The following is a 24,720-nucleotide window of genomic DNA, read 5'->3' on the forward strand; positions in this document are numbered from 1 at the left end:
CGGTGTGCCGCAGCGCGGTCGAGGGGGTCGACGCGGTGGTGCACATCGCGTCCGCGTTCGTCGGCCTGGACGGGCCGGGCGCCGAGGAGGTGAACCGGACCGCGACCGCGGCGCTGGCCCGCGCCGCGCTCGACGCCGGGGTGCGCCGGTTCGTGCAGATGAGCAGCTACCTCGTCTACGCGCCCGCCGGCGACCGGCCGGTACGCGAGGACGACCCGCTGCTGGAGTCCCCGGAGTCGTCGTTCCCGGCCGCGAAGCTCGGCGCGGAGGCGGCGCTGCGCCAGTTCACCGGCGGGGAGCTGGAGGTGTGCGTGCTGCGTGTCGCGTTCACCTACGGCGAGGGCGACCCGCATCTCGCCGACGCGCTGAGCTGGGCCGCGCACCGGCCGGACGACGAGCGGCTGCACCTGGTGCACCACGCCGACGTGCGGGCCGGCATCTTCGCCGCGCTGCGCAGCCCGGCCGCGGCCGGGCACACGTACAACCTGGCCGACGACGAGCCGGCCCCGGCGGCGTTGCTGCGCCCGCTGGCCGAGGAGTTCACCGCGCGCGGCGCCGGAGCCGGCGACGCGGAGGAGGGCGGCCCGCTGGGCTGCGTCGTGGACACCACCGCCGCCCGCCGGGACCTGGGCTTCCGGCCCGTCTACCCATCGATCGAGGACGCCCGCCGCGCGGGCCGCATGTGACGGAGGACGCCACCATGACCGCGACCGCTGAGCACGCCCCGGCGATGACGATCGGCGGCGTGGCCGAGGAGGCGGCCGCCGTCCTCCCGGTCGACAACCCGGCGACCGGCGCGCCGCTGGGCGCCGCCCCGGTCTGTTCCGGCCGGCAGCTCGACCGGGCGATGGACGCGGCGCTCGCCGCCGCCGGCGGCTGGGCCGCCGACGACGAGGCCCGGCGTGCCGCGCTGCTCGCCGCCGCGAAGGAGGTGTCGCGGGCCGCGTCCCGCCTCGGCGCGCTGGTCACCGCCGAGCAGGGCAAACCGGCGGCGATGGCGATCGCCGAGGCGTACGGCGCGGCCGGCGCGCTGCGCTACCACGCCGGGCTCGACCTCGGTGCCGAGCTGCTGCGCGACGACCGGCGCGGGCACGTCGAGCTGGCCCGCCGCCCGCTGGGCGTGGTCGCCGCGATCACCCCGTGGAACTTCCCGGTCGCGATCGCCGCCGCCAAGCTGGCCCCGGCGCTGCGGGCCGGCAACACGGTCGTGCTCAAGCCCTCGCCGTACGCGCCGCTGGCCGTGCTGGAACTGGGGCGGCTGCTGGCGCCGCTGTTCCCGCCCGGCGTGGTGAACGTCGTGTCCGGCGGGGACGACCTCGGTGCGGCGATGGTCGGGCATCCGGTGCCGGCGCACGTGTCGTTCACCGGGTCGGTGGCTGCCGGGCGCCGGGTCGCCGCCTCCGCCGGCGCCGGGCTCAAGCGGGTCACACTCGAACTCGGCGGCAACGACCCGGCGATCCTGCTCGACGACGCCGACCCGGACGCGATCGCCGAGAAGCTGTTCTGGGAGGCGTTCGCCAACAGCGGGCAGGCGTGCATGCTGGTGAAACGGCTGTACGTGCCGGCGTCGCGGCACGGTCGCGTGGTCGACGCGCTGGCCGACCGGGCCCGGGCCACCCGGGTCGGCGACGGCGCGGTGAAGGGCACCGAGCTGGGGCCGCTGACCACCGGGGCGCAGCTGCGCCGGGTCACCGCGCTGGTCGAGGCGGCCACCGCCGGGGGAGCGCGGGTCGCGGCCGGCGGCGCGCCGCTGCCCGGCCCGGGACGGTTCTACGCCCCCACCGTGCTCGCCGGCGCCACCGACGACCTGGCGGTCGTGACGCAGGAGCAGTTCGGGCCGGTGCTGCCCGTGGTGCCGTACACCGATCTCGACGACGCGGTCCGGGCCGCGAACGCCGGCCCGTACGGGCTGGGCGCCTCGGTGTGGTCGGCGGATCCGCAGCGTGCCTGGGACGTCGCCGCGCGGCTGGACGCGGGCACGGTGTGGGTCAACTCGCACGCCGAGCTGACGCCGGACCAGCCGTACGGCGGCCTGAAGTGCAGCGGGCTGGGCGTGGAGGGCGGTGTGGCCGGGCTGCACGGCTACACCGGCGCGCAGGTGCGTCACCGTCCCCGGTGAGCCGCCGTCCGGGCGCCCGGTCCGGGGCGCCCGGAGCGCGGGTCAGGTCAGGCCGCTGTAGAACAACGCGCCGATGACGGCCCGTTCCGCCTGCGGCAGGCGGGCGTGCGGCACGGCCCGGCCGGTCAGCGCCAGCCCTTCGCGCGGCTGGTAGATGAAGTCCAGCCCGCCGTCGGGGAAGTTGCCCGCCTCCCGCACCCACCGGTCCAGCCAGGCCGGGTCGTGGCCGGTCTCGTCGAGGTACGAGCGCATCGGCCCCGGGTCGCCGGCGATGGTGAACAGCAGCGACACCTCACACGTCGGCTGGTCGGTGTGCACGCCCAGGTAGTCGCCCTTCTCGTAGCGCAGGTACGTGCACCGGGTCGGGTGCATGGGCCGGCCCATCCGGGCGCTGATCTCGGCGACCAGCGCCGGATCCTCGTGGATCTTGATGAGTGTCGGCCCGGCGCCCAGGTACGCGTTCATCGACCGGCTCACCAGCGCGTCGTGCTCGACGTCCCAGCCCGGCTGCGGCCCGCCCGCGAACGACTCGCCGCGCGGGGCGGCCAGCAGCACCTCGACGTCCTTCATGCACTCCCGCGCGGTGGCCGCCGAGATCAGGTCCGGCATGTGCCAGTAGTACCCGGACGGGTCCAGCATGGACAGGTAGTCGCTGCGCCGGCCGCTGGACTCGCGCAGCAGCGCCGCGTACTCCTCGTCCACCTCGTGGTCGGTGGGCCGCCGCACCACCCGCGACTTCACCGCCCGGATGATCAGCGGGCCCTGCGGGAACATCTGGTCGTACGTCGCGTCGACCAGCGGCCCGCCGCCGGCCAGCGGTGACACGTCGGCCGGCGGCACCCCGGCCGACACGGCCAGGCGCTCGTACAGCCGGATCGAGGCCGGCGGCTCGTCGCGCAGTCCGAGGTGGTGACGCAGCCGCCAGCGCCGCCACTCCAGCTCCACCTCGTTGATCCGGTGCCGGGGCCACCGGTACGAGCCGCCGGGCGCGTACAGCGCGTCCCGGATGTGCTGCACGTCGATCGCGCGGACCCGGTCCGCGGCGGTGCGGAACAGGGCCGACGCGTCGGCGCCGGACGCCCAGGTGGCAGTGGACATGGTGTCCCTCCGGTCAGGCCGGCGCCCGGCGGCGCCGGCTCACTCGTCAGGCCGGTCGGTGGTCCCGCCGCCCTGCGCCAGCGCGGCGGCGTCGCGGGCGCATCCCCACGAGAGCATGACGCCGTTCCCCGCGTGGCCGTAGTTGTGCACGACGAGCGCGTCCCCCCGGCGCTCGGCCTCCACCCGCGGGGCCGGGCGGCCGGGGCGCAGCCCGACGGTGTGCGCGAGCACCTCGGCGCCGGCCAGGGCCGGCTCGATCGCGGCGCACCGCGCGACGATGTCCCGCTCCTCGGCCGGGTCGGGCGTGGTGTCGTCGCTGCGCCGCTGCGCGCCGCCGAGCACCACGTGGTCGCCGTGCGGGAAGATGGACGCCCAGGTGGGCGTCATCGGCGCCTCCAGGAAGAACCGCTCGATCCCCGGGTTGCGCACCACGATCTTCGGGCCGCGCACCGGGTACAGCTCGTCGTCGCCGGTCAGCGCCCGCGCGGCCAGCCCGGTGCAGTTGACCACCACCGGCGCCACAGTCGCCGCCTCGTCGAGCGAGGCCACCGGCTCGGTGCGCAGCTCGCCGCCGGCGTCCAGGAAACGCTGCTCGAGGTACGCGAGGTAGACGGGCATGTCGACGAGCGGCAGCCGGACGGTGAACGCGGTGCCGAAACCCGCCGGGCGCTCGTGCTCGTCCAGCGGCCGGAACCCCGGGGTCCGCTCCACGAACGGCGGGGTGGCCCCGGCGGGCCGGGCGGCGAGTACGCCCTCGCGCAGCGTCACGCCCGGCATCGGCTCGTCGCGCAGCACCCGCAGCGTCTCGTCGGTCCAGGCGCGCTGCGGGTCGTCCGGCGGTGACAGGTTCGGGCCGACCAGCGCCGAGGCCTGCATCGAGGTCGTCCGCGCGGGCGGTTCCGCGGTACGGATGAGCACCCGCGCGCCTCCCTCGGCCAGCCGGATGCCGGTGCTGAGACCGGTGACACCGGAACCGAGGACGACGACGTCCGGACGTGCGGTCATGAAGGATCCTCCGAGTGTGCGGCGGCTGTGGTCAGCTGTCCTGTCAGGAAGATTCTCCACAGCTCACGCCGCTTCGGCTTGCCACTCGTGGTTCGCGGGATGGTGCCGACGCCGGTCCGGACGAACACCAGGTCGGCACCCTCGGTCACCCGGCCGACGAGCCCCTGCGCCGCCTCCAGCCGCAGCGGGTCGGCCTGCTCGACCACGACCACCGCGGTCGGCCGGTCCCCGCGCATGCCCAGCAGGACGGTCTGCCGGTGCCGCGGCAGCCCGGCCGACTCCAGCGCCGCCTCCACGTCCTCGGCCAGCAGCGTACGGCCGCGCACCTTCACGCTGTCGCCGATGCGGCCCAGCACGAACAGCTGGCCGTCGTGCAGGAACCCGGCGTCGCCGGTGACCAGCGGCCCGTCCCGGCGGCCGGTGTCGGCGTCCGGCGGCTCGTTGTGGTAGCCGTCGGTGAGGCAGGGACCGTCCACCACGATCTCGCCGACGTGGTCCTCCGGCAGTTCCCGGCCGTCCCGGTCGACGATCGCGACCCGGATCCCGTCGAGCGGGCGGCCGGAGCCGACGAGCGCGCCACCTGCCTCCGGCGCCAGCGGCACCGGCCCGTCGAGCACCACCCGCCTCGGGTCCAGCGGCACCGACGTCCACAGCTCGTCCAGCGGCAGACCGGTGACGGCGAGTGTCGCCTCGGCCAGCCCGTACGCGGGCAGGATGGCGCGCGGGTCCAGCCCGTACGGGGCCAGCAGCCGCACGAAGCGCTCCACCGCGCCGGTGCCGACCCGCTCGGCGCCGACGATGACCGCCCGCCAGGCGGAGAAGTCCATGCCCTCCAGGTCCTGCGGGCGTACCTTGCGCGCGACGTGTTCCAGCCCGAACGTCGGCATCGCGGTGAGCCGCGCGCCGTGGACGCCGAAGCAGCGCAGGTAGCGCAGCGGGGACCGGACGAACTGCTCGGGGGAGAGCAGCCACAGGTCGCTCTGCCGCACCACCGGCGTGATGAGGCAGCCGATCAGCCCCATGTCGTGGTGCATCGGCAGCCACGACGCGGTCGGGTCCTCCGGCCGCATCCGCAGCCACTGCGCGATGGCGGCCACGTTGGCCTCCAGCGCCGGCACCGGCACCCGGACCCCGCGCGGCGCCCGGGTCGAGCCGGAGGTGAACTGGAGCATCGCCAGCTCGGCCGGGGCCCAGCCCGGCCACGGGCCCGGGTCGGCGGTGGCGATCACGTCGTCGTCGACCCGCACCGGCACCGGCTGCGGCACCAGCCCGGCGAGCTGCCCGGCCAGCGCGGCGGACGTCACCACCATCCGCGGGGCGGCCCGGCCGACCAGGTGGGCCAGCGCCCGCGCGTACCCGGTCAGGTCCTGGCCGAACGCGGGCGGCGCGGTCGGCACCGGCACCGCGCCGGCGACCATCGCACCGAAGTAGAGCTGGATGAACCGGGGCCCGGTGGGCTCCACGATCACCACCGTGTCGCCGTCGGCGGTTCCGGCCGAGCGCAGCCCGGCGGCGACCCGGCGGGCACCCTCGGCGAGCCGCTCGTAACTCCACTCGTCCCACCTGTCGCCGGGTCCGGCGAAGCGGACCGCCGCGTCCGGGCGCGGCCGGTGCACCCAGTCGGTCAGCGGCGAGCCTGCCGCCGCGGCGCGATCCTGTCCGTCCATCGGGGACCTCCTGGGCACGGGTGGGCGGAGCGTAACGCGGTGCCACGCGACGGCGGCAGGCCCGCGCGAGCCGGCCGGCGGGCACGCTTGCGGCGCCGGCCGGCCCGGCGCGAGCATGCGCTCGACGTGTGACGTGGGCGCGATGTCCCTGGCACGCCTGCCCGGTCAGGTGCGGGCAACTGGGCATTCTGCCCAGTTGAACGGACCCGGCGAGGAGGCTGCGAAGGTGCCTGGACGATCCCTGATCTGCGGACTGAAGGTCACGCACGACGGCGCGGTGGCCGTGATCGACGACGGTCGGCTGCTGTTCTCCACCGAGGCGGAGAAGCTCGGCAACCACAACCGCCACTCGGAACTGCACGACATCGACGTGATCCACGACGAACTGCGCCGGCACGGCCTGTCGGCGGGCGAGCTGACCGGCGTGGCCGTCGACGGCTGGGCCCGGGACCGGGACGGCACCTCGTACGTGTGGCTGCTCGACGGCGCGCGCCCGCATCCGCTGGACGTGGCCGGTTACGAGGACCCGGTGACCGACGCGGCGCGGCCCCTGGACGCGCGGCACGGCCCGCTGCCGCAGCGGTTCGGCCCGGCCGGTTTCACCAGCTACACCCACGCCACCGGGCACCTGTTCGCCAGCTACTGCACCAGCCCGTTCGCGCAGCGCGGCGAGCCGGCGCTCGGCCTGGTCTGGGACGGCGGGATGCCGCCCTTCCTCTACCTGGTCGAACCGGATGGCCCCCGGGTACGCGGCGTCGGCCGGGTCAACGAGTTCATCGGCGGGCTGTACCCGATCTTCGCCTCGCACTTCGACCCGTTCCGGGTCGACCGGCGCAGCGCCGACCCGGACCGCCGGTTCGGGATGGAGGCGCTGCTCCCGGTCTCCGGCAAGGCGATGGCGTACGCCGGGCTGGGCAAACCGGTGGAGGCGGTGATCGACGTGATGGGCGCCGTCACCACGCAGTTCGGCGCGGTCGACACGCCGATGCGCTCGTTCCAGTGGAGCCAGCGGGTGCTCCAGCTCGCCCGGGGTCTCGGCGCCACCGACGCCGAGCTGCTGGCCTCGTTCCAGGAGTACCTGTTCCGGGCCCTGGTCACCGGCATGGTGGCGATGCTCGACCGGCACCCGGAGCTGCGGGCGCTGCCGCTGTGCCTGTCCGGCGGCTGCGCGCTGAACATCAAGTGGAACTCCGGCCTGCGGAGCAGCGGGCACTTCCCGCGGGTGTGGGTGCCGCCGTTCCCCAACGACGCCGGTTCGGCGATCGGCGCCGCGTGCGCCGAGATGGCCCGCACGACCGGGCGTACCGGCCTGCGGTGGAGCGAGTTCGCCGGGCCGGAGCTGCGCTGGGACGGCGTGGTGCCGCCGGGCTGGACGTCGCGGCCGTGCCCGGTCGAGGACCTCGCCGCGCTGCTGCACGAACGCGGCGAGGTGGTCGTCGTGCTCACCGGCCGGGCCGAGCTGGGCCCGCGCGCGCTCGGGCACCGCAGCCTCATCGCGCCCGCCACCAGCCGGGACATGCAGCAGCGGCTCAACGAGATCAAGGGCCGGGAGTGGTACCGGCCGGTGGCGCCGATCTGCCTGGAGGAGCGGGCGCCGGAGGTGTTCGCGCCCGGCACCCGCGACCCGTACATGCTCTTCGACCACGACGTCCGGGCCGGCTGGGTGGAACGCATCCCGGCGGTGGTGCACGTCGACGGCAGCGCCCGGCTGCAGACCGTCGACGCCGGCAACCGGGTGGTCCACGACCTGCTGCGCGCCTACGAGCGCCTCAGCGGCGTTCCGGTGCTCTGCAACACCAGCGCGAACCTGCCGGGACGCGGTTTCTTCCCCGACCCGGGCACCGCCATGTCCTGGGGCCGCACCCGGTACGTGTGGTCCGACGACGTGCTCTACGAGCGCCTCTGAGCCCGCCTCCGGAGGGTGTCCGCGGTCGAGTTCGCGCACGCTTCCGGGGGCGCTCGGGGCGGGGTTACGGTGCCCCCGTGCCGATTCCGAATGAGCAGCAGACGCGGAAGCGGGTGCGGGAGCTGGTCCTCGAACTGGCCCCCAACCCGGAGAAGGGCGACCAGGACGAGGTGCTCCTCGTCGAGGACCTGGAGTACCACTCCCTGGCCCTCCTGGAGCTCGCCTTCGCCCTGGAGGACGAGTTCGACCTGCCGCCGATCGACGAGCAGAGCGTGCAGAACATCCGTACCGCCGCAGACATCGAGAACCACGTGGTGCGGCAGCTGGAGAGCAAGGACGCCGAGCCGCTGGCCGCCACGACGGAGTGACGGTCCACCACGGACCGTGCGAGGGCTGGCAACGATCGGTGGAGGTGCGGACTTGTCCGAGCACGACGAGGTCATCTGCGGGCTGAAACTGACCCACGACGGCGCGCACGCCCTCATCCGGGGCGACCGTCTGCTCTGGTCGGTCGAGGAGGAGAAGGTCGGCAACCGCCGCCGCCACGCCCGCCTCACCGACCTGGGCGGCGTGGTGGCCGAGCTGGAACGCCACGGCCTGGGCATCGGCGACATCGACGCGATCAGCGTCGACGGCTGGGTGCAGTCCGGCGACGGGCGGACCGCGGCGGAGATCGAGCTGCCCGACGGCGGGCGGCAGATGATCGACCTGGCCGGCTACGCGGTCATCGCCGAGCCCGGCAACCCGCTCCCGGCCCACCCGCGCACCACCGGCAGCGGCCTGCCGCTGGGCTCGAAGACCTTCGACTACTCCAGCTACCCGCACGCCACCGGCCACGCGTTCGCCGGTTACAGCACCAGCCCGTACGCGGCGGCGGACCGGGCCGCGCTGATCCTGGTGTGGGACGGCGGCATGCCCGCCACCCTCTACCGGTTCGACCCGGCCACGCCCGCGCTGCACTCGCTCGGCGTGGTGGTCCCGATCGTCGGTGCCCTCTACCCGATCTTCGCCTCGCTGTTCCCGCCGTTCGGCGTCCCCGCCGACGAGCGCCGCCGGCTCGGCGGGCTGGGCGACTTCGCCCAGCTGGAGGCGCTGCTGCCGGTCTCCGGCAAGGCGATGGCGTACGCCTCACTGGCCCCGGCCAGCGAGGAGGCGATCACGGTGATGACCGAGCTGGCCGAGTCGATGCTGCCGATCGGCATCACCGGCGCGTTCCTCTGGAGTCACCAGGCCCGGCGCCGGCTCGCGCCGCTCGGGCTCTCGGACGCGGCGATCCTCGCCTCGTTCCAGGAGTTCCTGTTCCGGCTGCTGCTGCGCGGGCTGCGTACCGGCCCGGGCGCCGCGTACGTGCGGGCCGGCGAGCCGCTCTGCCTGTCCGGCGGCTGCGCGCTGAACATCAAGTGGAACTCCGGGCTGCGGGCCAGCGGCGACTTCAGCGACGTGTGGGTGCCGCCGTTCCCGAACGACGCCGGCTCGGCCATCGGCACCGCCTGCGCGGAGCTGTTCCGCCGTACCGGCCGTGCCGCGCTGCGCTGGTCGGTGTTCGACGGCCCGGACCTCGTCGACTCGCCGGTCCCACCCGGCTGGACCGGCCGCCCGTGCAGCGTCGCCGAACTCGCGGAGCTGCTGCACCGCACCGGCGAACCGGTCGTGGTGGTCGACGGCCGGGCCGAGCTGGGCCCGCGCGCCCTGGGCCACCGCAGCATCATCGCCCCGGCGCACGACCCGGCTATGAAGGACCGGCTCAACGAGATCAAGCTGCGCGAGTCGTACCGGCCGGTGGCGCCGATCTGCCTGGAGGAGCGGGCGCCGGAGGTGTTCGACCCCGGCACCCCCGACCCGTACATGCTCTTCGAGCACCACATCCGGCCCGGTTGGCGGGACCGCGTGCCGGCGGTGGTGCACGCCGACGGCAGCGCCCGGCTGCAGACCGTCGGCCCGGCCCACCCGCTGCTGTTCGAACTGCTCACCGCGTACGAGCGGCACTCCGGCATCCCGGTGCTCTGCAACACCAGCGCCAACCACCCCGGACGCGGCTTCTTCCCCGACGCCGCCTCCGCGATGCGCTGGGGCGGCGTGCCGCGGGTCTGGTCGCGGGGCCGGCTGTACACGGCGGACCGCTGACCATGGTGGCCCGTCGCGCCGACATCTCGGCGATGCTCGAGATGCTCCCGCCCTTCGCCGTGCGGGTCGCCGCCACGCTGCGGCTGTCCGACCACATCGCCGACGGTCACACCGGGCTCAAGGCACTCGCCCGGGCCGGCGGAGCCGACCCGGACGCGCTCGGCCGGCTCCTGCGCTACCTGGTCCAGCTCGGCCTCTACACCGAGCCCGAGCCCGGCACGTACGCGGTCACCCCGGCGGGCCGGATGCTCGCCACCGCCCACCCGTCGGGCCTGCGGGCCTGGCTGGACCTGGACGGGCCGGGCGGGCGGATGGACCTGGCGCTGGCCGGGCTGCTGCACGCGGTGCGCACCGGCGAACCCGGCTACGACCGGGTCCACGGCCGCTCCTTCTGGGACGACCTGGCCGCCGACCCGGCTCGCGGTGACGCCTTCGACGCGCTGATGGCCGGCAAGTCCCGGCGCGTCGCCGCCGACCTGGCCGCCGTGGTGCCCTGGGACGGCACCCGGCACCTGGTCGACGTGGGCGGCGGTCGCGGTGCCACGATGATCGCCGTCCTGGGCGCCCACCCCGGTCTGCGCGGCACCGTGTTCGACCTGCCCGGACCGGCGGCCGGGGCGCGTGCCGCGGTGCGGGAGGCGGGCCTGGCCGACCGGTGCGACGTGGTCGCCGGCAGCTTCCTCGACGACGCCGTGCCCGAGGGCGACACCCATCTGCTGTTCGACATCCTGCACGACTGGGACGACGCGACCGCCGCGGCGATCCTGCGCCGCTGCGCCGCGGTGAGCCGCCGGGTGCTCGTGGTGGAGGACATCCCGGCCGGCGAACCGGACCGGTGGTCGGTCGCCGCCGACCTGAAGATGCTCACCCTCTTCGCCGGCCGCCAGCGCACCGCCGCGCAACTGGCGGCGCTGGGGGCGGTGGCCGGCCTGCGGGCCGTGCATCCGGCCGCGCCGGTGGCGCTGCCGGGCGGGTTCGCCTACGTCGAGTTCCGGCCGGGCGCCGGGGAAGGGGGTACGCCGGCATGAGCGGCTCCGAGCCCGCCGGGCACGTCCTGGTCACCGGCGCCTCCCGGGGCATCGGCCGCGCCGTCGCGGTGCACCTGGCCGGTCTGGGCTACGACGTCACCGGCTGCTACCGGCGCGACGGCGAGGACGCCGAGGCGGCCGAGGCGGAGGTCGCCGCCCACGGCGTGCGCTGCCTGTTCCAGTCCTGCGACGTGTCCGACCCGGACGCCGTCGAGGACCTGGTGGCGCTGGCGGAGAAGAAGATCGGCCCGCTGACCGGGCTGGTGAACAACGCCGGCATCACCCGGGACGCCCCGGCCGTGCTGATGCGCACCGACCAGTGGCGGGACGTGCTGGACGTCAACCTCACCGGCACCTGGAACCTGTGCCGCACCGTCGGGTTCCGCTTCCTCAAGCGGCGGGCCGGCGACATCGTCAACATCTCCTCGGTCGCCGGTGTCTACGGCAACGCCGGTCAGACCAACTACGCGGCGGCGAAGGCCGGCATCATCGGCCTGACCCGCTCGCTGGCCAAGGAGATGGCGCCCTACGGGTCGCGGGCCAACGTGGTCGCGCCCGGGTTCATCGACACCGACATGACCTCGGCGCTGCCGTCGAAGTCGCGCGCCAAGGCGCTCGCCGCCATCCCGCTGGGGCGCTTCGGCGTACCGGACGACGTGGCGCCGCTGGTGGCCTTCCTGCTGTCGCCCGCCGCTTCGTACATCACCGCCCAGGTCTTCCACGTCGACGGCGGGATCGTCCTGTGACGCCCGTGCCGTGCCCCACCGACCGTCGTACCAGGAGAGGAACAGTGTCATGTCGGACAAGCAAACCCACCTCGAGGAGCTGCGCGAGCTGGTCGCGGAGGTGCTCGAGGTCGAGCCGTCGGAGCTGACGGACACCGCCGACTTCCAGGACGAGTACGAGGCCGACTCGCTGCGGGCGATCGAGATGCTGGCGCGGATCGAGAAGCGCTACAAGGTGGAGATCCCGCAGCGGGAGCTGGCCGGGATGGAGAACCTCAAGGCGGTGTACGAGATCACCGCCACCTACGCGGGCTGGGACAGCTAGTGCGATGAACCGTGTCGTGATCACCGGCGTCGGGCCGGTCTCCAACATCGGCATCGGGGCCCGCGCCTTCGAGCAGGGACTGCGCGAGGGACGCGTGGGTGTCGGGCCGATCCGCAGCTTCGACACCACCGGTTTCCCGCGCACCATGGCCGGTGAGGTCCGCGACTTCGTCCCGGCGGACCTGCTGCGCCGGCTCGACGTCGCGGCGTGGGGCCGCTCGTCCCTGTTCGCGGCCGCCGCGGCCCGGCTCGCGGTGCGTGACGCCGGCCTGGACGCGGCGCTCGACGCCGGTGCGCTGGCACCGGACCGGGTCGGCGTGGTGGTCGGCACCACCAGCGGTGAGTCGAAGCTGACCGAGGAGTTCGGACGGCGGGTGGTCGACGCCGGGTTCGCCGCCGTGGATCCGGCGCTGCTGGCGGGGTTACCGGCCGGGCGGCTGGCCTTCGCCGTGAACGAGGAACTGGGCGTGACGGGTGAGTCGGTGACGCTGGCGACCGCCTGCTCGGCGAGCAACTACGCCATCGGCTACGCGTACGACGCGATCGCCGCCGGCGACGCCGAGGTGATGCTCACCGGCGGCGCCGACTCGGTGTGCCGGTGGGCGCACGCCGGGTTCGTGCGGCTCGGTGCCGTCGCCGAGACCGCCTGCGCGCCGTTCGACCTGAACCGCTCCGGCATGGTCACCGCGGAGGGCGGCGCGATGCTGGTGCTGGAGTCCGCCGACCACGCCGCCGCGCGTGGTGCCCGGCCCTACGCCGAGGTGCTCGGCTACGCCCTGAACTGCGACGCCAGCCACATGGTCGCGCCGAACGCGGCCACCATCGCCGCGTGCATGCGCCTGGCCTTCGACAACGCCGGGATCAGCCCGTCGGACGTCGACTACGTCTGCGCGCACGGCACCGGCACCGCCGCCAACGACGCCACCGAGGCGGAGGCGCTGTTCGAGGCGTTCGACGGGAAGGTGCCACCGGTCAGCTCGATCAAGTCGATGCTCGGCCACACCATGGGCGCGGCGAGCGCGTTCGGCGCGATCGCGTCCGCCGTCGCCATCGCCCGGGGGTTCCTGCCGCCGACGGTGAACTGGGCGTCGCCGGACCCGGCCATGTCGTGGCTCGACCCGATCCCGAACCGGGCCCGCCCGGCGCCGGTACGGGTGGCCCAGAACAACGGCTTCGCGTTCGGCGGCAACAACGCCATCGTCCTGCTCGGGGCGCCGTCGTGAGCGCGCTGACGATCGCCGGCTGGGGCGTCGTGGGCCCGGCCGCGGACAGCCCGGAGGCGCTCGCCACGGCGCTCGGGACCGCGCCGCAGCCGGTGCCGGTCACCGGCATGTACGCCGACGAACTGCCCGACGCGCGGGCGTACGCCCTGGTCGGCTTCGACGTCAAGGCGCACCTGCGCCGGCGCGGCACCGCCTTCTTCGACCGGCGCACCTCGCTGACCGTGGTCGCCTGCGGCCGCGCGATCGAGGACGCCGGGCTGGTGGTGACCGACGACAACCGGGACCGGATCGGCATCGTCACCGGCACCACCGCCGGCAGCGTCAAGTCGAGCGTGGACTACGCGGCGGAGACGTTCACCCAGCAGCCGCCGTACCTGGTGAACCCGGCGCTGTTCCCGAACACCGTGATGAACTGCGCGGCCGGTCAGTCGGCCATCTGGTACAAGCTGCACGGCCCGAACGCCACCGTCGCCGGAGGGCCGTTGGCTTTCCTGACCGGGCTGCGCTACAGCGCGAACCTGTTCCGGCGGGGCCGTGCGGACGTGCTGCTCGCCGCCACGGTGGAGGAGTTCACCCCGCACAGCGCCTGGACCGTGCGACGCACGGGCGGGACCGTCGCCGGGGAGGGCGGCGCCGCGTTCGTGTTGCGCCGCGAAGCGGACGGGCCGGCCGACGGCGCCGTCCTCGCCGTGCGGGTCGGCTTCTGCCCGGCCGGCCAGTCCCGGCCCGCCGCGCTCTCCGCACTCGTCCGGGCGACGCTGGCCGAGGCCGGCGTGGACGGCGCGGACGTGACCACTGTCGCCTGCGGCCGGCGTGGCGACGCGCGCGACGACGCCGAGGTCTGGTCGGCGGTGGACGACGGGCTCGGCGGGCGTTCGCCGGCCGAACGGCTGCACGTCGACGACGTGGTCGGGGACTGCCAGGCGGCGACCGGGGCCTGGGAACTGGCCGCGGTGCTCGCCCGGCACCGCGCCGACCCGGGCCGCGACGGCGCGTACGCGCTGCTCGTGGCGCGGACGCCGGAGGGCGGCGTCGGCGCCGCGGTGGTCCGGGGCCGGAGCCGGCGATGATCCCACCGCGACTGCACGGCCTCATCGCCGACGCCCGGGACGCCACTGCGGCCGACGGCGACGGCCCGGTCGCGGTGTTCGTGCACGGCATGGAGGACGACTGCCGGGGCTGGACCGCGCTCGCCCGCAGCCTCGGCCCGCAGTGGCGGACGCTGGCGATGTGCGTGCCCTGGCACGCCGGCAACGACTACTCCTGGCGGTACGCCGGGCGGCCGGGGGAGTGGGTGGCGGCCGGGCTGTCGAAGCTGCCCGCGCCACCGACCGTCCTGGTCGGGCACTCCTTCGGCGCCAACGCGATCCTGGAGCTGCTGGCCACCAGCCCGCAGCCGCCGGCCCGCTCGGCGGTGCTGACCACGCCGTTCTACCGGCCGCACGACGCGCCGGTGACCTGGCGCGCGTTCGACAGGTCGCGGCGGATCTTCCAGCGCCAGATCAGCGACGGGCTGCGCTCGCGGCTGACCGCCCGCAAGACGTCACTGGAACCCGACATCCTCGAGTCGATGCTCGAACGGGCGTGGGAGCGCACCGGCCCGAGCGCGTTCCTGGCGGTCTTCGAGCAGTACCTGGCCAGCGGCCACCTGCCGGTGCAGACGGTGGAGATCCCGGTGCTGGTGGTCGGCGGTGAACGCGACCCCGGGCTCAACCGGGACCACCTGCGGGCGCTCACCGACCGGCTGCCGCTGGGCCTGCTCGCCTGCGAGCCCGACTACGACCACTTCTGCCACCGGCGACACGCCCACCGGCTCGGCCGGTCGATCGACCGGTTCGCCAGGTACGGCACCGACGCGGAGAGGCCGGCCCGATGACACCGAAGACACAGCCGCGTGTGCACTTCTCCTTCCGCAGCCCGTTCAGCTGGCTGGCGATCACCGTCCTGCGCCGGCGGGTGCCGGACCTCGACGACCGGGTCACCTTCGTGCCGTTCTGGAACCCGGACGCGGTCACCGAGGCGGCGCTGCGGGAACGTGGCGCGGAGCTGCACTACGCCCCGATGAGCAAGGCGAAGCACCTCTACATCCTGCACGACACGAAACGGCAGGCGGCCCGCGTCGGCGTGCCGATGCGCTGGCCGATCGACGACGACCCGTGGTGGGAGCTGCCGCACCTGGCCTGGCTACGGGCCCGCCGCGCCGGCCGCGCCCGGCAGTTCTACGAGGCGGCGTGCGCGGCCCGCTGGGAACGCGGCGAGGACATCTGCACCGTCGAGGCGGTGGAGCGCATCGCCCGGGAGGCCGGGCTCGACCCCGGGCCGGCGGCCCGGGCCACCGACGACCCGCTGATCCGGGCCGAGGCGGTCGACTGCCTGGAACAGGCGTACCACGACGACATCTTCGGCATCCCGTACTTCCGGATCGGCCGGCACCGGTTCTGGGGCCTGGACCGGGTGGACGACTTCGCCGCCGAGCTGGAACACCCCACCCCGGTGCGGCGGCCCGCCCCGGCCGGCGCGGCCCGGCGGATCGGGGCGTACGACACCGACACGGCGGGAGGCTGCGGATGACCGCGAGCGCACGGGAGTCGGCGCGACTGTTCGACCCGTTCGACCCCGCCGTCCTGGCCGACCCGTACCCGGCCTACGCGCGGCTGCGCGACCACGACCCGGTCAGCTACCTGCCCGAGTACGACGTGTGGATGGTGACCCGGTACGACGACGTGGTGGCCATCGCCCGCGACCCGGCCCGGTTCTCCTCGAAGATCGGCATGAGCCCGGACTTCGCGGTCGCCGGTGGCCCGCAGACCGGCGTCAGCTACCGCATCGGCGCGCCCTCGGTACGGGTGCTCATCGCCACCGACCCGCCCGAGCACCAGATCTTCCGGCGCGCCGTGGCCGGCGCCTTCACCCCCGCCTCGGTGACCGCGGCGACGCCCCGGATCCGCGCGCTGGCCCGCGAGCGCGTACGGGTGCTGCGGGAACGCAGCGAGGCCGGGTGCGGCGACTTCTTCACCGACCTGGCCGAGCCGCTGCCGGTCCTCGTGCTCGCCGACCTGCTCGGCGTGCCGGCGGACATGCACGAGGAGTTCCGGGACTGGTCCACTGTCATCACCAAGGACCTCGACCAGGCGTCCGGGCCACCCCGGGTGGGCCGGGGCATCGAGATGTTCCGCTACTTCAGCCGTCAGCTCCGCCGCGCCACGCCCGGCCGGGCGAACCTGTTCGACGCGATCGCCACCGCCCGTTCCGCCGGGGTGTCCGAGCAGGAGCTGCTGGCGTTCTGCGCGTTCCTGCTCGTCGCCGGCATCGAGACCACCACGAACCTGCTGACCAACCTGATGGCCGCGCTGCTGCGTTTCCCCGGGTTGCAGGACCGCATCCGCGACGACCCGGGCCTGGTGCCGACCGCCGTGGACGAGGCGATCCGCTACGACACCCCGGTGCAGGCGCTGTGGCGGGGCACCCGCGAGCCGGTGGAGCTGCACGGCCGGACGCTGCCCGCCGACGCCCGGGTTCTGCTGGTCTGGGGCGCGGCCAACCGCGACGGCCGCCGGTTCGACCAGCCGGACGAGTTCCGGCCGGACCGCCGCCCCAACGACCACGTCGGCTTCGGCGCGGGCCCGCACTTCTGCCTCGGGGCACGGCTGGCCACCGCCGAGGTCGCGGCGGTGCTGCACGAGCTGTTCGCCGCCGCGATCCGGGTGGAGCCGGCCGGGGAGCCGGTGCTGACCCGCAGCCTGGTGCTGCGCGGCCGGACCAGCCTGCCGGTGCGGTTGGTGCCCCGGTGACCCCGCCCGACCGCGACCCGGTCGTCGTCGAGGCGGTCCGCACCCCGATCGGCCGCCGCCGGGGCGCGCTCAGCGGCGTGCACGCCGCGGTCCTGCTGCGCCACGTGCTGCTGGCCGTGCTGGAGCGCACCGGCGTCGCGCCCGCGGACGTCGACCAGATCATCGGCGGCTGCGTGACCCAGGTCGGCGAGCAGGGCCTCAACGTGACCCGCAACGCCTGGCTGTCCACCGGCCTGGACCACCGGGTCGCGGCGACCACGGTGGACGTGAGCTGCGGCTCGGCCCAGCAGGCCAACCATCTGGTGGCCGCGCTCATCCACGCCGGGGCCATCGACGTCGGCATCGCCTGCGGGGTGGAGTCGATGAGCCGGGTGCCGGTGGGCAGCAACTTCACCGGTGCGGCCGACTTCCGCACCGAGGACTACCCGTGGGACGACCCGCCCCGGCTGCAGTTCGGCGGGGCCGAGCGGATCGCCGCGCGGCAGGGGCTGACCCGGGACGAGCTGGACGCGTACGGCCTGCGCTCGCAGCGGCGGGCCGCCGCGGCCTGGGCCGCCGGGCACTTCGACCGCGAGGTCGTGCCGGTGCCGGTGCCCGGCGGCCCACCGGTCGCAGTCGACGAAGGGCTGCGCGCCTCCACCCCGGAAGGGCTGGCCGCGCTGCGCCCCACTGTCGACGGCGGCCTGCACACCGCCGGCACCACCTCGCAGGTCTCCGACGGCGCCGCGGCGGTGCTGTGGATGTCGGCCGGCCGGGCCCGGGCGCTCGGCCTGCCGGCCCGCGCCCGGCTGACCCACCAGGTGGTGACCGGCGCCGACCCGTACTACCTGCTCGACGGCCCGGTGGAGGCCACCGGCCGGATCCTCGCCCGGGCCGGGATGAGCCTCGGCGACATCGACAGGTACGAGGTCAACGAGGCGTTCGCCGCCGTGGTGCTGTCCTGGGCCGGGCGCCTCGGCGCGGACCTGGACCGGGTCAACGTCAACGGCGGGGCCATCGCGCTCGGGCACCCGATGGGCGCCACCGGCGCCCGGCTGGTCACCACCGCGCTGCACGAGCTGGAACGCACCGGCACGGAGCTGGCCCTGATCACCATGTGCTGCGGCGGCTCGCAGGGCACCGCCTCGATCCTGCAGCGCTGCTGACGGGCACACCCGTACCCGCCGGACCGCAGTGGAGGGAGCACCAGGATGCGGATGGGAGTGTTCGTCGGCGACTTCACCGGCCCCGGCGGGACGGCGGCGCTGGGCGAACGGCTGGCCGCGTTCGCCGTACGGGCCGAACGGGCCGGCGCGGCGAGCCTCTGGCTCAACGACCACCTGTTCCAGATCCCCATGTTCGGCGGCGAGGACGACCCGGTGCCGGAGTCCTGGACGGCGCTGGCGTTCGTCGCGGCCCGGACCAGCCGCATCGAGCTGGGCACGCTCACCACCTCGGCGACGTACCGGCACCCGGGCGTGCTGCTCAAGACCGTCGCCACGCTGGACGTGCTCAGCGGCGGGCGGGCCTGGCTCGGCATCGGGCCGCCCTGGCACGAGCGGGAGCAGCGGGACATGGGCATCCCGGTCGGGTCGTGGCCGGAGCGCTTCGCCCGGCTGGAGGAGATCCTGCGGCTGACCCGGCAGGTGTGGGACGGCGACACCACCCCGTTCACCGGCGAGCACTACCGGCTCGACCGGCCACGGCTGTGCCCGCCGCCGCTGCGCCGCCCGCCGATCCTGGTCGGCGGCGCGCACGAGCGGCGGGTGCTGCGGCTCGTCGCCCGCTACGCCGACGCCTGCAACCTGTTCGAGGCGGGCGGGCTGCCGATGCTGCGGCTCAAGCTGGACCTGCTGCGGCGCAACTGCGAGCAGGCCGGCCGCCCCTACGACGACATCCTGCGGACCACGTTCGGCGCGCTGCGCGCCGAGGACGTGGCCGACCCGCGGGCGGCGCACCGGCGGTTCCAGGACCTCGCGGAACTCGGCGTCGACGTGGCGGTCGTGGACCTGGGCGCGGACGCCGACGAGCGCCGGTTCGAGCTGTTCGCGGCGCTGGCCGAGGCGGTCGCGCCGCTCGGCCGCACCCAGCCGGCCGCTGTGCCGGCGCACATCGTTGTTCCGGCCGTACCGGCGTTGGCAGACTGACCCGGCGACGGCCGATCCGCACGCGTGTCGAATGTGGAGGAACGTCAAATGACCTCGACCACCCCCGTGACGATCGACGCCCTCAAGGCGGCCCGGGAACTGGCGCCGACGATCGCAGACCGGGCCGCCGAAGGCGAACGCCTCGGCTGCGTACCCCCCGATCTGCTGGACCGGATCTCCCGGGCCGGGCTGATCGACCTGATGCTGCCGCAGGCGTTCGGCGGCCTCGAACTCGACCCGATGGCCGTGGTGGACGTCATCACCGAGCTGTCCCGCGCGGACGGCTCGGTCGGCTTCACCATCCTCAGCCTCAACGCCACGTTCTTCGTCGCCTGGCTGGAGCCGGACGTCGCCCGCTCGGTGCTGGCCGACCGGCCGCGCGCCATCGCCACCGTGTTCGCGCCGCTGGGCAAGGCGACGCCGGATCCGGGCGGCGGGCTGGTCGTGGACGGCCGCTGGCCGTTCAACAGCGGCTGCCGCAACGCCTCCTGGTTCGCCAACGGCGTGATGGTGATGGACGGCGACAAGCCGGCCGTCGTCCCGCCCGGGCGCCCCGACTGGCGGCTGGTCTTCGTCCCGGCCGCGGACGTCGAGGTGCTCGACACCTGGGACGTCGCCGGGCTGCGCGGCACCGGCAGCAACGACGTGCGCATGACCGGGGTACGGGTGCCGCCGGAGTACACCGCGAACCCGATCTTCGAGTCAGCCAAGCTGGACGGGACCATCTTCCGCTGGTCCTTCTTCGCGCTCATGGGCGTGCTGTTCGCCGGGTTCCCGCTGGGCATCGCCCGGCGCGCGATCGACGAGTTCGTCACCGTGGCCCCGCACAAGTCGCGGGGGAGCCGGCCGCTGGCCGAGGAGCAGTCGGTCCAGCTGACCGTCGCGCGGGCCGAGGGGCAGTTGCGCTCCGCGCACGCGTACGTGCAGGACACGCTGGGCCGGGCGTGGGACCGTACGCTCGCCGGCGACGAGATGACCATGGACGACCGGGTCGCGGTGCGGCTGGCCACCGGCAACGCCATGCGCGCCGGGACCGCCGCCGTCGACTCGATCTTCCGGCTGGCCGGGGGCAGCGCCCTCTACAACCGGTCGCCGCTGCAACGCTGCTGGCGCGACATCAACGCCGGCAGCCACCACGGCTACTTCTCCGAGTACCACGAGACCCGCGTGGGCCGGGCGCTGCTCGGCGTGCCGGTGCCGGACCCATGGATGATGTGACGACGGACGGTCGCCGGCCGTGGACCGGCCGGTGGATCTGGTGCCAGGACACCGGCATCCGCCGCACCGGCGAGTTCCAGAGCATCCCGGAGGTCGACGAGCGGGTCCACGACCGGCGGGTGCTGTTCCGGCGCGAGTTCACGCTCGACCGGGTGCCCGGGCGGGCGCCCATGCGGATCACCGCCGACTCCCGGTACGTGCTGTGGGTCAACGGGGTGGAACTGGCCCGCGGTCCGGCCCGCAGCCATCCCCGCCGCCTGCTCCACGACACCGTCGACGTGGCCCCCGCGCTGCGTCCCGGCGTCAACGTCGTCGGGGTGCTGGTGCGCTTCTACGGCGAACCGACCGCCTGGTGGATGCCGGCGGTGCCGACGTTCAGCCACGGCGCCGGGGTGCTCGTCGCCGAGGTCGAACTACCCGGCGGCGTCCTCGGCACCGACCGGACCTGGCGCTGCCGGGTGAGTGACGCGTGGACGCGCCAGCGCCCGTCCGGTCTCGGCCAGGCCCGCCCGGAGGTGCTCGACGGCCGCCGGCTCGACCCGGACTGGCTGCGGCCCGGCCACCCGGACGAGGGCTGGTCGGCGCCCCGCGTGGTCACCGCCCTGCACCTCGGGGGCATCGGCCGGGCGGTCCCGCCCACCGACCCGTACGGGCCGATGCCGCCGCGTGTCACCGCGCCGCCGGCCGTGACGCCGAGGATCCCGGCGGGGCTGCGGCGGCACCGGCCCGGCACGCCCGGTGAGCCGGTGACGCTGCCCCTGACGGTCGACCTGGACGCCGGGTCGCCGGAGGTGCTCACCGCCGACTTCGGCCGGGTCGTCGCCGGCACGCTCGCGCTGCGGCTGACCGGCCCGGCCGGCGTGGTCGCCGACGGCTCGCTCGGCGAACGCCTGGACGGCGAGGGCGCGCCGGCACCGCCGAGCGCCGCGTTCTCCTACACGCTGCGCGGGCACGCCGACACGTTCGAGACCGCCGACCCGGGCGGCGGCCGGTACGCGGTGCTGCGCCTGACCGGGTCCGGCCGGGTCACGGTGGACGCCGTCACCGTGTCCGAACGGCTGCGCCCACGGCCGGCCGGCCCGTTCTTCACGTGCAGCGATCCGCTGCTGGACGAGATCCACCGGGTCGGCCTGCGGACCGTCGACCTGACCGCGCAGGATGCGTACATCGACTGCCCGACCCGGGAGCAGCGCGCCTGGACCGGCGACTCGGTGGTGCACCAGGCCGTCGACCTGGTCACCAACCCGGACTGGCGGCTGGCCCGCTGGCATCCGCGCCTGGCCGCCGTCCCCGGCCCGGACGGGCTGCTGCCGATGGCGGTGGCCTGCGACTTCGAGCACCGCGCCACCACCACCATCCCGGACTGGTCGCTGCACTGGATCCGGTCGGTACGCAACCTGTGGTGGTGGGCCGGCGACCGGGACGAGGTGGCCGCGCTGCTGCCGGTGGCCGAGGGCGTGCTGCGCTGGTTCGCCGAGTTCGCCCGCGACGGGCTGCTCACCGACGTCACCGGCTGGGTGCTGCTGGACTGGGCCAGCGTGCAGGGACGCGGCGCCGGCGCGGTGCTCAACGGGCTGTGGGGACGTGCGCTGACCGACTTCGCCGAGATGGCCGCGTGGCTCGGCGACCACGGCCGGGCCCGCTGGGCGCGCGCGCAGCACCGCCGCCTCGCCGAGGCGTACCGGATCTTCTTCGACCCCGCGCGCGGCGGCTACCGGGACTGGGCGCACGACGGCGTGGCCGGTCCGGGCCTCAGCGACCACGCCGCCGCGGCGGCAGTCGTCGGCGGCCTCGTCCCGGCCGCGTCGCGGGCCGCGGTGCTGCGGTTCCTGCTGGCGCGGGAGGACCGGGTGACCAGCGCGTGGTCCTTCGGCGTCATGCCGCTGCGGGCCGCGATGGGCCCGCCGCAGCCGGACTGGGACGTGGACCGCCAGGTGGTCGCGGCACAACCGTTCTTCCGGTACGTGGTGCACGACGCGGTCGCCGCGCTCGGCGGCGCGGAGCACGTGGCCCGGCTGTGCCGGGACTGGCGGGCGTTGCTGACGGAGGAGACGGACACCTGGCCGGAGACCTGGTCGGGCGGCTCGCTCTGCCACGGCTGGTCCGCCACGCCGAGCCGGGACCTGCCGCTGTACACGCTCGGCGCGGGCCCGGCGGCACCCGGCTTCGCCCGGGCCCGGGTCGCGCCGCGCCTGGGTGACCTGGACTGGGCGCGCGGGGCGGTGCCGACGCCGCACGGCCCGCTCACCGTCGACGTGGGCACGGAGGTGACGGTGGAGTCCCCGGTGCCGGTGGAGATCGACGTGGGCGGCGTCCGGCACCACCGGCCGCCCGGCCGGTGGACGGTCCCGGCGGGACGGGAACACGACCCGGACCGCCCCGGCGCCGCGGTGACGGCATGACCGGCGAACCGGCGGGCGCGCGGACCAACGGCACCAAGCTGACCGTCGCCAACGGCCGGCGGCCGGCCACCGACGCCGCCCCGGCCGCGCGTACCGTCCCCGTGGAACGGGCCGACGCGCTGCTGTCCGCCGTCGCCGACCTGGTCGGACCGCGCGCCGACCCGCTCGGCGACGCGCTCGCCGCGGTGCTCGACGCGGCCCGCGACCTCGTCGAGGTGGCGGCCCGGTGGCCGGTCGGCTCCACCCCGGGCGCCGAGTCGCACGAGCGCCTCCGGCAGGCCCACGGCAGCGCCCGCGCCGCGTGCAGCGTCTGCTGGTACGCGGTCGTCGAGGTGGGCGACCAGGTCCGCCGCGCGGACGGCGGCCGTCCGGCTCAGTAGCCGGGCGGGGCCGTGTAGCCGCCGGTCAGCTCGTGTACCGCCGCGGCGAAGGCCAGCGTGCCCCGGTCACCCCAGCGCGGCCCGATCACCTGCACCCCGACCGGCAGCCCGGCTGCGGTACGGCCCACCGGCACGGCGGTGGCGGGCAGCCGGGCCAGGCTCGCCAGGCTCGCCCACACCAGCTGCCCGGCGTACGGCGCCGGCCGGCCGTCCACGGTGAGCTGCCGGGCCAGCGGGGGAGCGTCGGTCTGGTGCGGGTACGCCGGAAGCGGCGCGGACGGGGTGATCACCAGGTCCACCCGCTCGAAGACCGCCTGCCACGCGGCGGCCGACCGCGCCTGCCGCTCGGCGCTGCGGTGCCAGGCCCGGTACGGCTGGGCGAGGCCCCGGGCGAGCCGCACCACCGGGCGGTCGTCGTCGGGGCGCGCCCGGCGGGCGATCCGGGCCAGCTTGGCGAAGTCGGCGTCGGAGAAGTCGGTGCTGAGCACACCCAGCAGCAGTTCCAGGTAGATCTCGTACGACTCGTAGAACGGCCGGGGCGGCCGGAGCCGGTCCTCGACCAGCGCGCCGGCGCCGGCCAGGCGCGCCACGAACTCCCGGAGCACCCGCAGCGTCTCCCGGTCGGTGCGCATCAGCGGGTTGTCCAGCCAGACCGCGATCCGGCAGCCGCTGATCCGCCGCGTCGCCGGGGGCGCCGGGGGCAGCGTCCCGCCCGGTACGCCGCCCGCGTCGCCGCCCACCAGCACGCCCAGCGCCAGGTCGAGGTCGGCCGGGTGCCGGGCCATCGGGCCGACAGCGCCCAGCGGCGACGCGCCGAGCGTGCCGGGCGGCCCGGGGATGTGCCCCCGCGTCGGCACCGCCGAGAAGGTCGGCAGGTGCCCGTACACGCCGCAGAAGTGGCTCGGCAGCCGGATCGACCCGGCGATGTCGCTGCCCAGCTCCAGCGGGGTGAGCCCGGCCGCGAGCGCGGCGGCGGAGCCGCCCGAGGAACCGCCGGCGGTGCGCCCGGGATCCCACGGGTTGCGGGTCAGTCCGTACACCGGGTTGTCGGTCTGGAAGTCGCCCGCGTACGGCGGCACGTTGGTCTTGCCGACCACGACGGCGCCGGCGGCGCGCAGCCGGGCGACCGCCTCGGCGTCGCGGTCCGGCCGGTGCCCGGCCAGCTCGGGCGCGCCCGCGGTGGTCACCAGACCGGCGGTCTCGAACACGTCCTTCACCGTCATCGGCAGGCCGTGCAGCGGACCGCGGGGCTCCCCGGCGGCGCGGGCCCGGTCGGCGGCTGCCGCCGCCGCGAGCGCCCGGTCCCGGTCCACCGCCACCACCGCGTTGACCGCCGGATTGAGCCGCTCGATCCGGTCCAGGTGGGCCTGGACCAGGTCGGCGCTGGACACGGCGCCGGCGTCGAGGGCGCGCAGCAACGCGGTCGCGCTCACCGTGGCCAGGTCCTCCATCGCACCTCCCGGCCGCACCCGCGCCGACTGCGCCGGCCGCACGGGCTGGGTACGGTCGTGGCACCGTACCGCCCGGCCGGTCGACTGCGGACCGGTCGCAGTTGCGCGGCGTCCTGAACGCTTGTGCGGCGGC

At 75.4% G+C, this 24,720-nt stretch carries 22 protein-coding genes; 18 read left to right on the forward strand and 4 right to left on the reverse strand.

The genetic code is table 11. The annotated features are described in order from the left end of the window. On the forward strand, nt 1-686 hold a 686-nt coding region (locus ACPCK6_RS01130), incomplete at its 5' end, for an NAD-dependent epimerase/dehydratase family protein (protein WP_423480071.1). Between the two features lie 14 nt (nt 687-700). Beyond that, complete coding sequence (locus tag ACPCK6_RS01135; RefSeq protein ID WP_423480072.1) at nt 701-2,119, forward strand: aldehyde dehydrogenase family protein; 1,419 nt, start codon at nt 701-703, stop codon at nt 2,117-2,119. 42 nt (nt 2,120-2,161) lie between these two features. Here the strand turns inward: ACPCK6_RS01135 and ACPCK6_RS01140 are convergent, their stop codons facing one another. From ACPCK6_RS01140 to ACPCK6_RS01150, 3 genes are read right to left on the reverse strand one after another with little or no spacing between them, the layout of a single operon-like run. Continuing rightward, nucleotides 2,162-3,217 carry a hypothetical protein gene (locus tag ACPCK6_RS01140; RefSeq protein WP_135239698.1) on the reverse strand — a complete coding sequence of 352 codons (1,056 nt, stop codon included), beginning with the start codon at nt 3,215-3,217 and terminating at the stop codon, nt 2,162-2,164. Nucleotides 3,218-3,256: 39 nt separating this feature from the next. Then, on the reverse strand, nt 3,257-4,222 hold the full coding sequence (locus ACPCK6_RS01145) for an FAD-dependent oxidoreductase (protein ID WP_396881528.1): 966 nt from the start codon (nt 4,220-4,222) through the stop codon (nt 3,257-3,259). Further along, complete coding sequence (locus ACPCK6_RS01150) at nt 4,219-5,889, reverse strand: AMP-binding protein (RefSeq protein ID WP_423480073.1); 1,671 nt, start codon at nt 5,887-5,889, stop codon at nt 4,219-4,221. Before ACPCK6_RS01150 ends, ACPCK6_RS01145 begins: the two co-directional genes overlap by 4 nt. A gap of 226 nt (nt 5,890-6,115) precedes the next feature. Here ACPCK6_RS01150 and ACPCK6_RS01155 point away from each other — a divergent pair, with 226 nt between their 5' ends. The 16 genes from ACPCK6_RS01155 to ACPCK6_RS01230 all read left to right on the forward strand — a co-directional run bounded on the left by ACPCK6_RS01155 (nt 6,116) and on the right by ACPCK6_RS01230 (nt 23,136). Further along, nucleotides 6,116-7,795 (forward strand): carbamoyltransferase N-terminal domain-containing protein, encoded by a 1,680-nt coding sequence (locus ACPCK6_RS01155; RefSeq protein WP_423480074.1) that lies wholly within the window; start codon nt 6,116-6,118, stop codon nt 7,793-7,795. Between the two features lie 77 nt (nt 7,796-7,872). Further along, nucleotides 7,873-8,163, forward strand: coding sequence for a phosphopantetheine-binding protein (locus ACPCK6_RS01160; RefSeq protein ID WP_216933389.1), 291 nt, complete (start codon nt 7,873-7,875; stop codon nt 8,161-8,163). 52 nt (nt 8,164-8,215) lie between these two features. Further along, a complete protein-coding gene (locus ACPCK6_RS01165; protein WP_423480075.1) occupies nt 8,216-9,919 on the forward strand; it encodes a carbamoyltransferase N-terminal domain-containing protein in 1,704 nt (567 codons plus the stop codon). A 2-nt stretch (nt 9,920-9,921) separates the two neighbouring features. Continuing rightward, nucleotides 9,922-10,947, forward strand: coding sequence for a methyltransferase (locus tag ACPCK6_RS01170; protein ID WP_396881533.1), 1,026 nt, complete (start codon nt 9,922-9,924; stop codon nt 10,945-10,947). Then, on the forward strand, nt 10,944-11,693 hold the full coding sequence (gene fabG / locus ACPCK6_RS01175) for a 3-oxoacyl-[acyl-carrier-protein] reductase (RefSeq protein WP_423480076.1): 750 nt from the start codon (nt 10,944-10,946) through the stop codon (nt 11,691-11,693). The genes ACPCK6_RS01170 and fabG overlap by 4 nt, the downstream gene beginning before the upstream one ends. Nucleotides 11,694-11,742: 49 nt before the next feature. Continuing rightward, nucleotides 11,743-11,997, forward strand: coding sequence for an acyl carrier protein (locus ACPCK6_RS01180; protein WP_135239705.1), 255 nt, complete (start codon nt 11,743-11,745; stop codon nt 11,995-11,997). Between the two features lie 4 nt (nt 11,998-12,001). Beyond that, the gene (locus tag ACPCK6_RS01185) at nt 12,002-13,219 is read left to right on the forward strand and encodes a beta-ketoacyl-[acyl-carrier-protein] synthase family protein (RefSeq protein ID WP_194800058.1); all 1,218 of its coding nucleotides are present in this window, start codon (nt 12,002-12,004) and stop codon (nt 13,217-13,219) included. Then, nucleotides 13,216-14,289: a beta-ketoacyl synthase N-terminal-like domain-containing protein gene (locus ACPCK6_RS01190; protein WP_423480077.1), complete on the forward strand. Its 1,074-nt coding sequence runs from the start codon at nt 13,216-13,218 to the stop codon at nt 14,287-14,289. The genes ACPCK6_RS01185 and ACPCK6_RS01190 overlap by 4 nt, the downstream gene beginning before the upstream one ends. Continuing rightward, the gene (locus ACPCK6_RS01195) at nt 14,286-15,095 is read left to right on the forward strand and encodes an alpha/beta fold hydrolase (RefSeq protein ID WP_396881536.1); all 810 of its coding nucleotides are present in this window, start codon (nt 14,286-14,288) and stop codon (nt 15,093-15,095) included. The genes ACPCK6_RS01190 and ACPCK6_RS01195 overlap by 4 nt, the downstream gene beginning before the upstream one ends. Continuing rightward, entirely contained in the window at nt 15,092-15,790 is a 699-nt protein-coding gene (locus ACPCK6_RS01200; protein ID WP_423480078.1) for a 2-hydroxychromene-2-carboxylate isomerase, read from the forward strand. Before ACPCK6_RS01195 ends, ACPCK6_RS01200 begins: the two co-directional genes overlap by 4 nt. Next, nucleotides 15,787-17,010: a cytochrome P450 gene (locus ACPCK6_RS01205; RefSeq protein WP_135239710.1), complete on the forward strand. Its 1,224-nt coding sequence runs from the start codon at nt 15,787-15,789 to the stop codon at nt 17,008-17,010. Before ACPCK6_RS01200 ends, ACPCK6_RS01205 begins: the two co-directional genes overlap by 4 nt. Continuing rightward, nucleotides 17,007-18,155, forward strand: coding sequence for a steroid 3-ketoacyl-CoA thiolase (locus ACPCK6_RS01210; protein WP_269696764.1), 1,149 nt, complete (start codon nt 17,007-17,009; stop codon nt 18,153-18,155). Before ACPCK6_RS01205 ends, ACPCK6_RS01210 begins: the two co-directional genes overlap by 4 nt. Nucleotides 18,156-18,200: 45 nt before the next feature. Next, nucleotides 18,201-19,136 carry a TIGR03560 family F420-dependent LLM class oxidoreductase gene (locus ACPCK6_RS01215; protein WP_423480079.1) on the forward strand — a complete coding sequence of 312 codons (936 nt, stop codon included), beginning with the start codon at nt 18,201-18,203 and terminating at the stop codon, nt 19,134-19,136. 48 nt (nt 19,137-19,184) lie between these two features. Continuing rightward, a complete protein-coding gene (locus tag ACPCK6_RS01220; RefSeq protein WP_262014485.1) occupies nt 19,185-20,354 on the forward strand; it encodes an acyl-CoA dehydrogenase family protein in 1,170 nt (389 codons plus the stop codon). Next, the gene (locus tag ACPCK6_RS01225) at nt 20,351-22,756 is read left to right on the forward strand and encodes an alpha-L-rhamnosidase-related protein (RefSeq protein WP_423480080.1); all 2,406 of its coding nucleotides are present in this window, start codon (nt 20,351-20,353) and stop codon (nt 22,754-22,756) included. Before ACPCK6_RS01220 ends, ACPCK6_RS01225 begins: the two co-directional genes overlap by 4 nt. Continuing rightward, a complete protein-coding gene (locus tag ACPCK6_RS01230; RefSeq protein WP_423480081.1) occupies nt 22,753-23,136 on the forward strand; it encodes a hypothetical protein in 384 nt (127 codons plus the stop codon). The genes ACPCK6_RS01225 and ACPCK6_RS01230 overlap by 4 nt, the downstream gene beginning before the upstream one ends. Here ACPCK6_RS01230 and ACPCK6_RS01235 read toward each other — a convergent pair. Next, the gene (locus ACPCK6_RS01235) at nt 23,130-24,587 is read right to left on the reverse strand and encodes an amidase (protein ID WP_423480082.1); all 1,458 of its coding nucleotides are present in this window, start codon (nt 24,585-24,587) and stop codon (nt 23,130-23,132) included. The two genes, ACPCK6_RS01230 and ACPCK6_RS01235, sit on opposite strands and share 7 nt — an antisense overlap. Nucleotides 24,588-24,720: the final 133 nt, after the last annotated feature.

The organism is Micromonospora sp. AB353, from assembly GCF_049538395.1.
Taxonomy (GTDB): Bacteria; Actinomycetota; Actinomycetes; order Mycobacteriales; family Micromonosporaceae; genus Micromonospora; species Micromonospora aurantiaca.

Bases quoted from the DNA above. Each gene is read 5' to 3' on its own strand.
- ACPCK6_RS01135 (WP_423480072.1), top strand. From the start codon at position 701: ATGACCGCGACCGCTGAGCACGCCCCGGCGATGACGATCGGCGGCGTG.
- ACPCK6_RS01140 (WP_135239698.1), bottom strand. From the start codon at position 3,217: ATGTCCACTGCCACCTGGGCGTCCGGCGCCGACGCGTCGGCCCTGTTC.
- ACPCK6_RS01145 (WP_396881528.1), bottom strand. From the start codon at position 4,222: ATGACCGCACGTCCGGACGTCGTCGTCCTCGGTTCCGGTGTCACCGGT.
- ACPCK6_RS01150 (WP_423480073.1), bottom strand. From the start codon at position 5,889: ATGGACGGACAGGATCGCGCCGCGGCGGCAGGCTCGCCGCTGACCGAC.
- ACPCK6_RS01170 (WP_396881533.1), top strand. From the start codon at position 9,922: ATGGTGGCCCGTCGCGCCGACATCTCGGCGATGCTCGAGATGCTCCCG.
- fabG (WP_423480076.1), top strand. From the start codon at position 10,944: ATGAGCGGCTCCGAGCCCGCCGGGCACGTCCTGGTCACCGGCGCCTCC.
- ACPCK6_RS01180 (WP_135239705.1), top strand. From the start codon at position 11,743: ATGTCGGACAAGCAAACCCACCTCGAGGAGCTGCGCGAGCTGGTCGCG.
- ACPCK6_RS01185 (WP_194800058.1), top strand. From the start codon at position 12,002: ATGAACCGTGTCGTGATCACCGGCGTCGGGCCGGTCTCCAACATCGGC.
- ACPCK6_RS01195 (WP_396881536.1), top strand. From the start codon at position 14,286: ATGATCCCACCGCGACTGCACGGCCTCATCGCCGACGCCCGGGACGCC.
- ACPCK6_RS01200 (WP_423480078.1), top strand. From the start codon at position 15,092: ATGACACCGAAGACACAGCCGCGTGTGCACTTCTCCTTCCGCAGCCCG.
- ACPCK6_RS01205 (WP_135239710.1), top strand. From the start codon at position 15,787: ATGACCGCGAGCGCACGGGAGTCGGCGCGACTGTTCGACCCGTTCGAC.
- ACPCK6_RS01215 (WP_423480079.1), top strand. From the start codon at position 18,201: ATGCGGATGGGAGTGTTCGTCGGCGACTTCACCGGCCCCGGCGGGACG.
- ACPCK6_RS01220 (WP_262014485.1), top strand. From the start codon at position 19,185: ATGACCTCGACCACCCCCGTGACGATCGACGCCCTCAAGGCGGCCCGG.
- ACPCK6_RS01230 (WP_423480081.1), top strand. From the start codon at position 22,753: ATGACCGGCGAACCGGCGGGCGCGCGGACCAACGGCACCAAGCTGACC.
- ACPCK6_RS01235 (WP_423480082.1), bottom strand. From the start codon at position 24,587: ATGGAGGACCTGGCCACGGTGAGCGCGACCGCGTTGCTGCGCGCCCTC.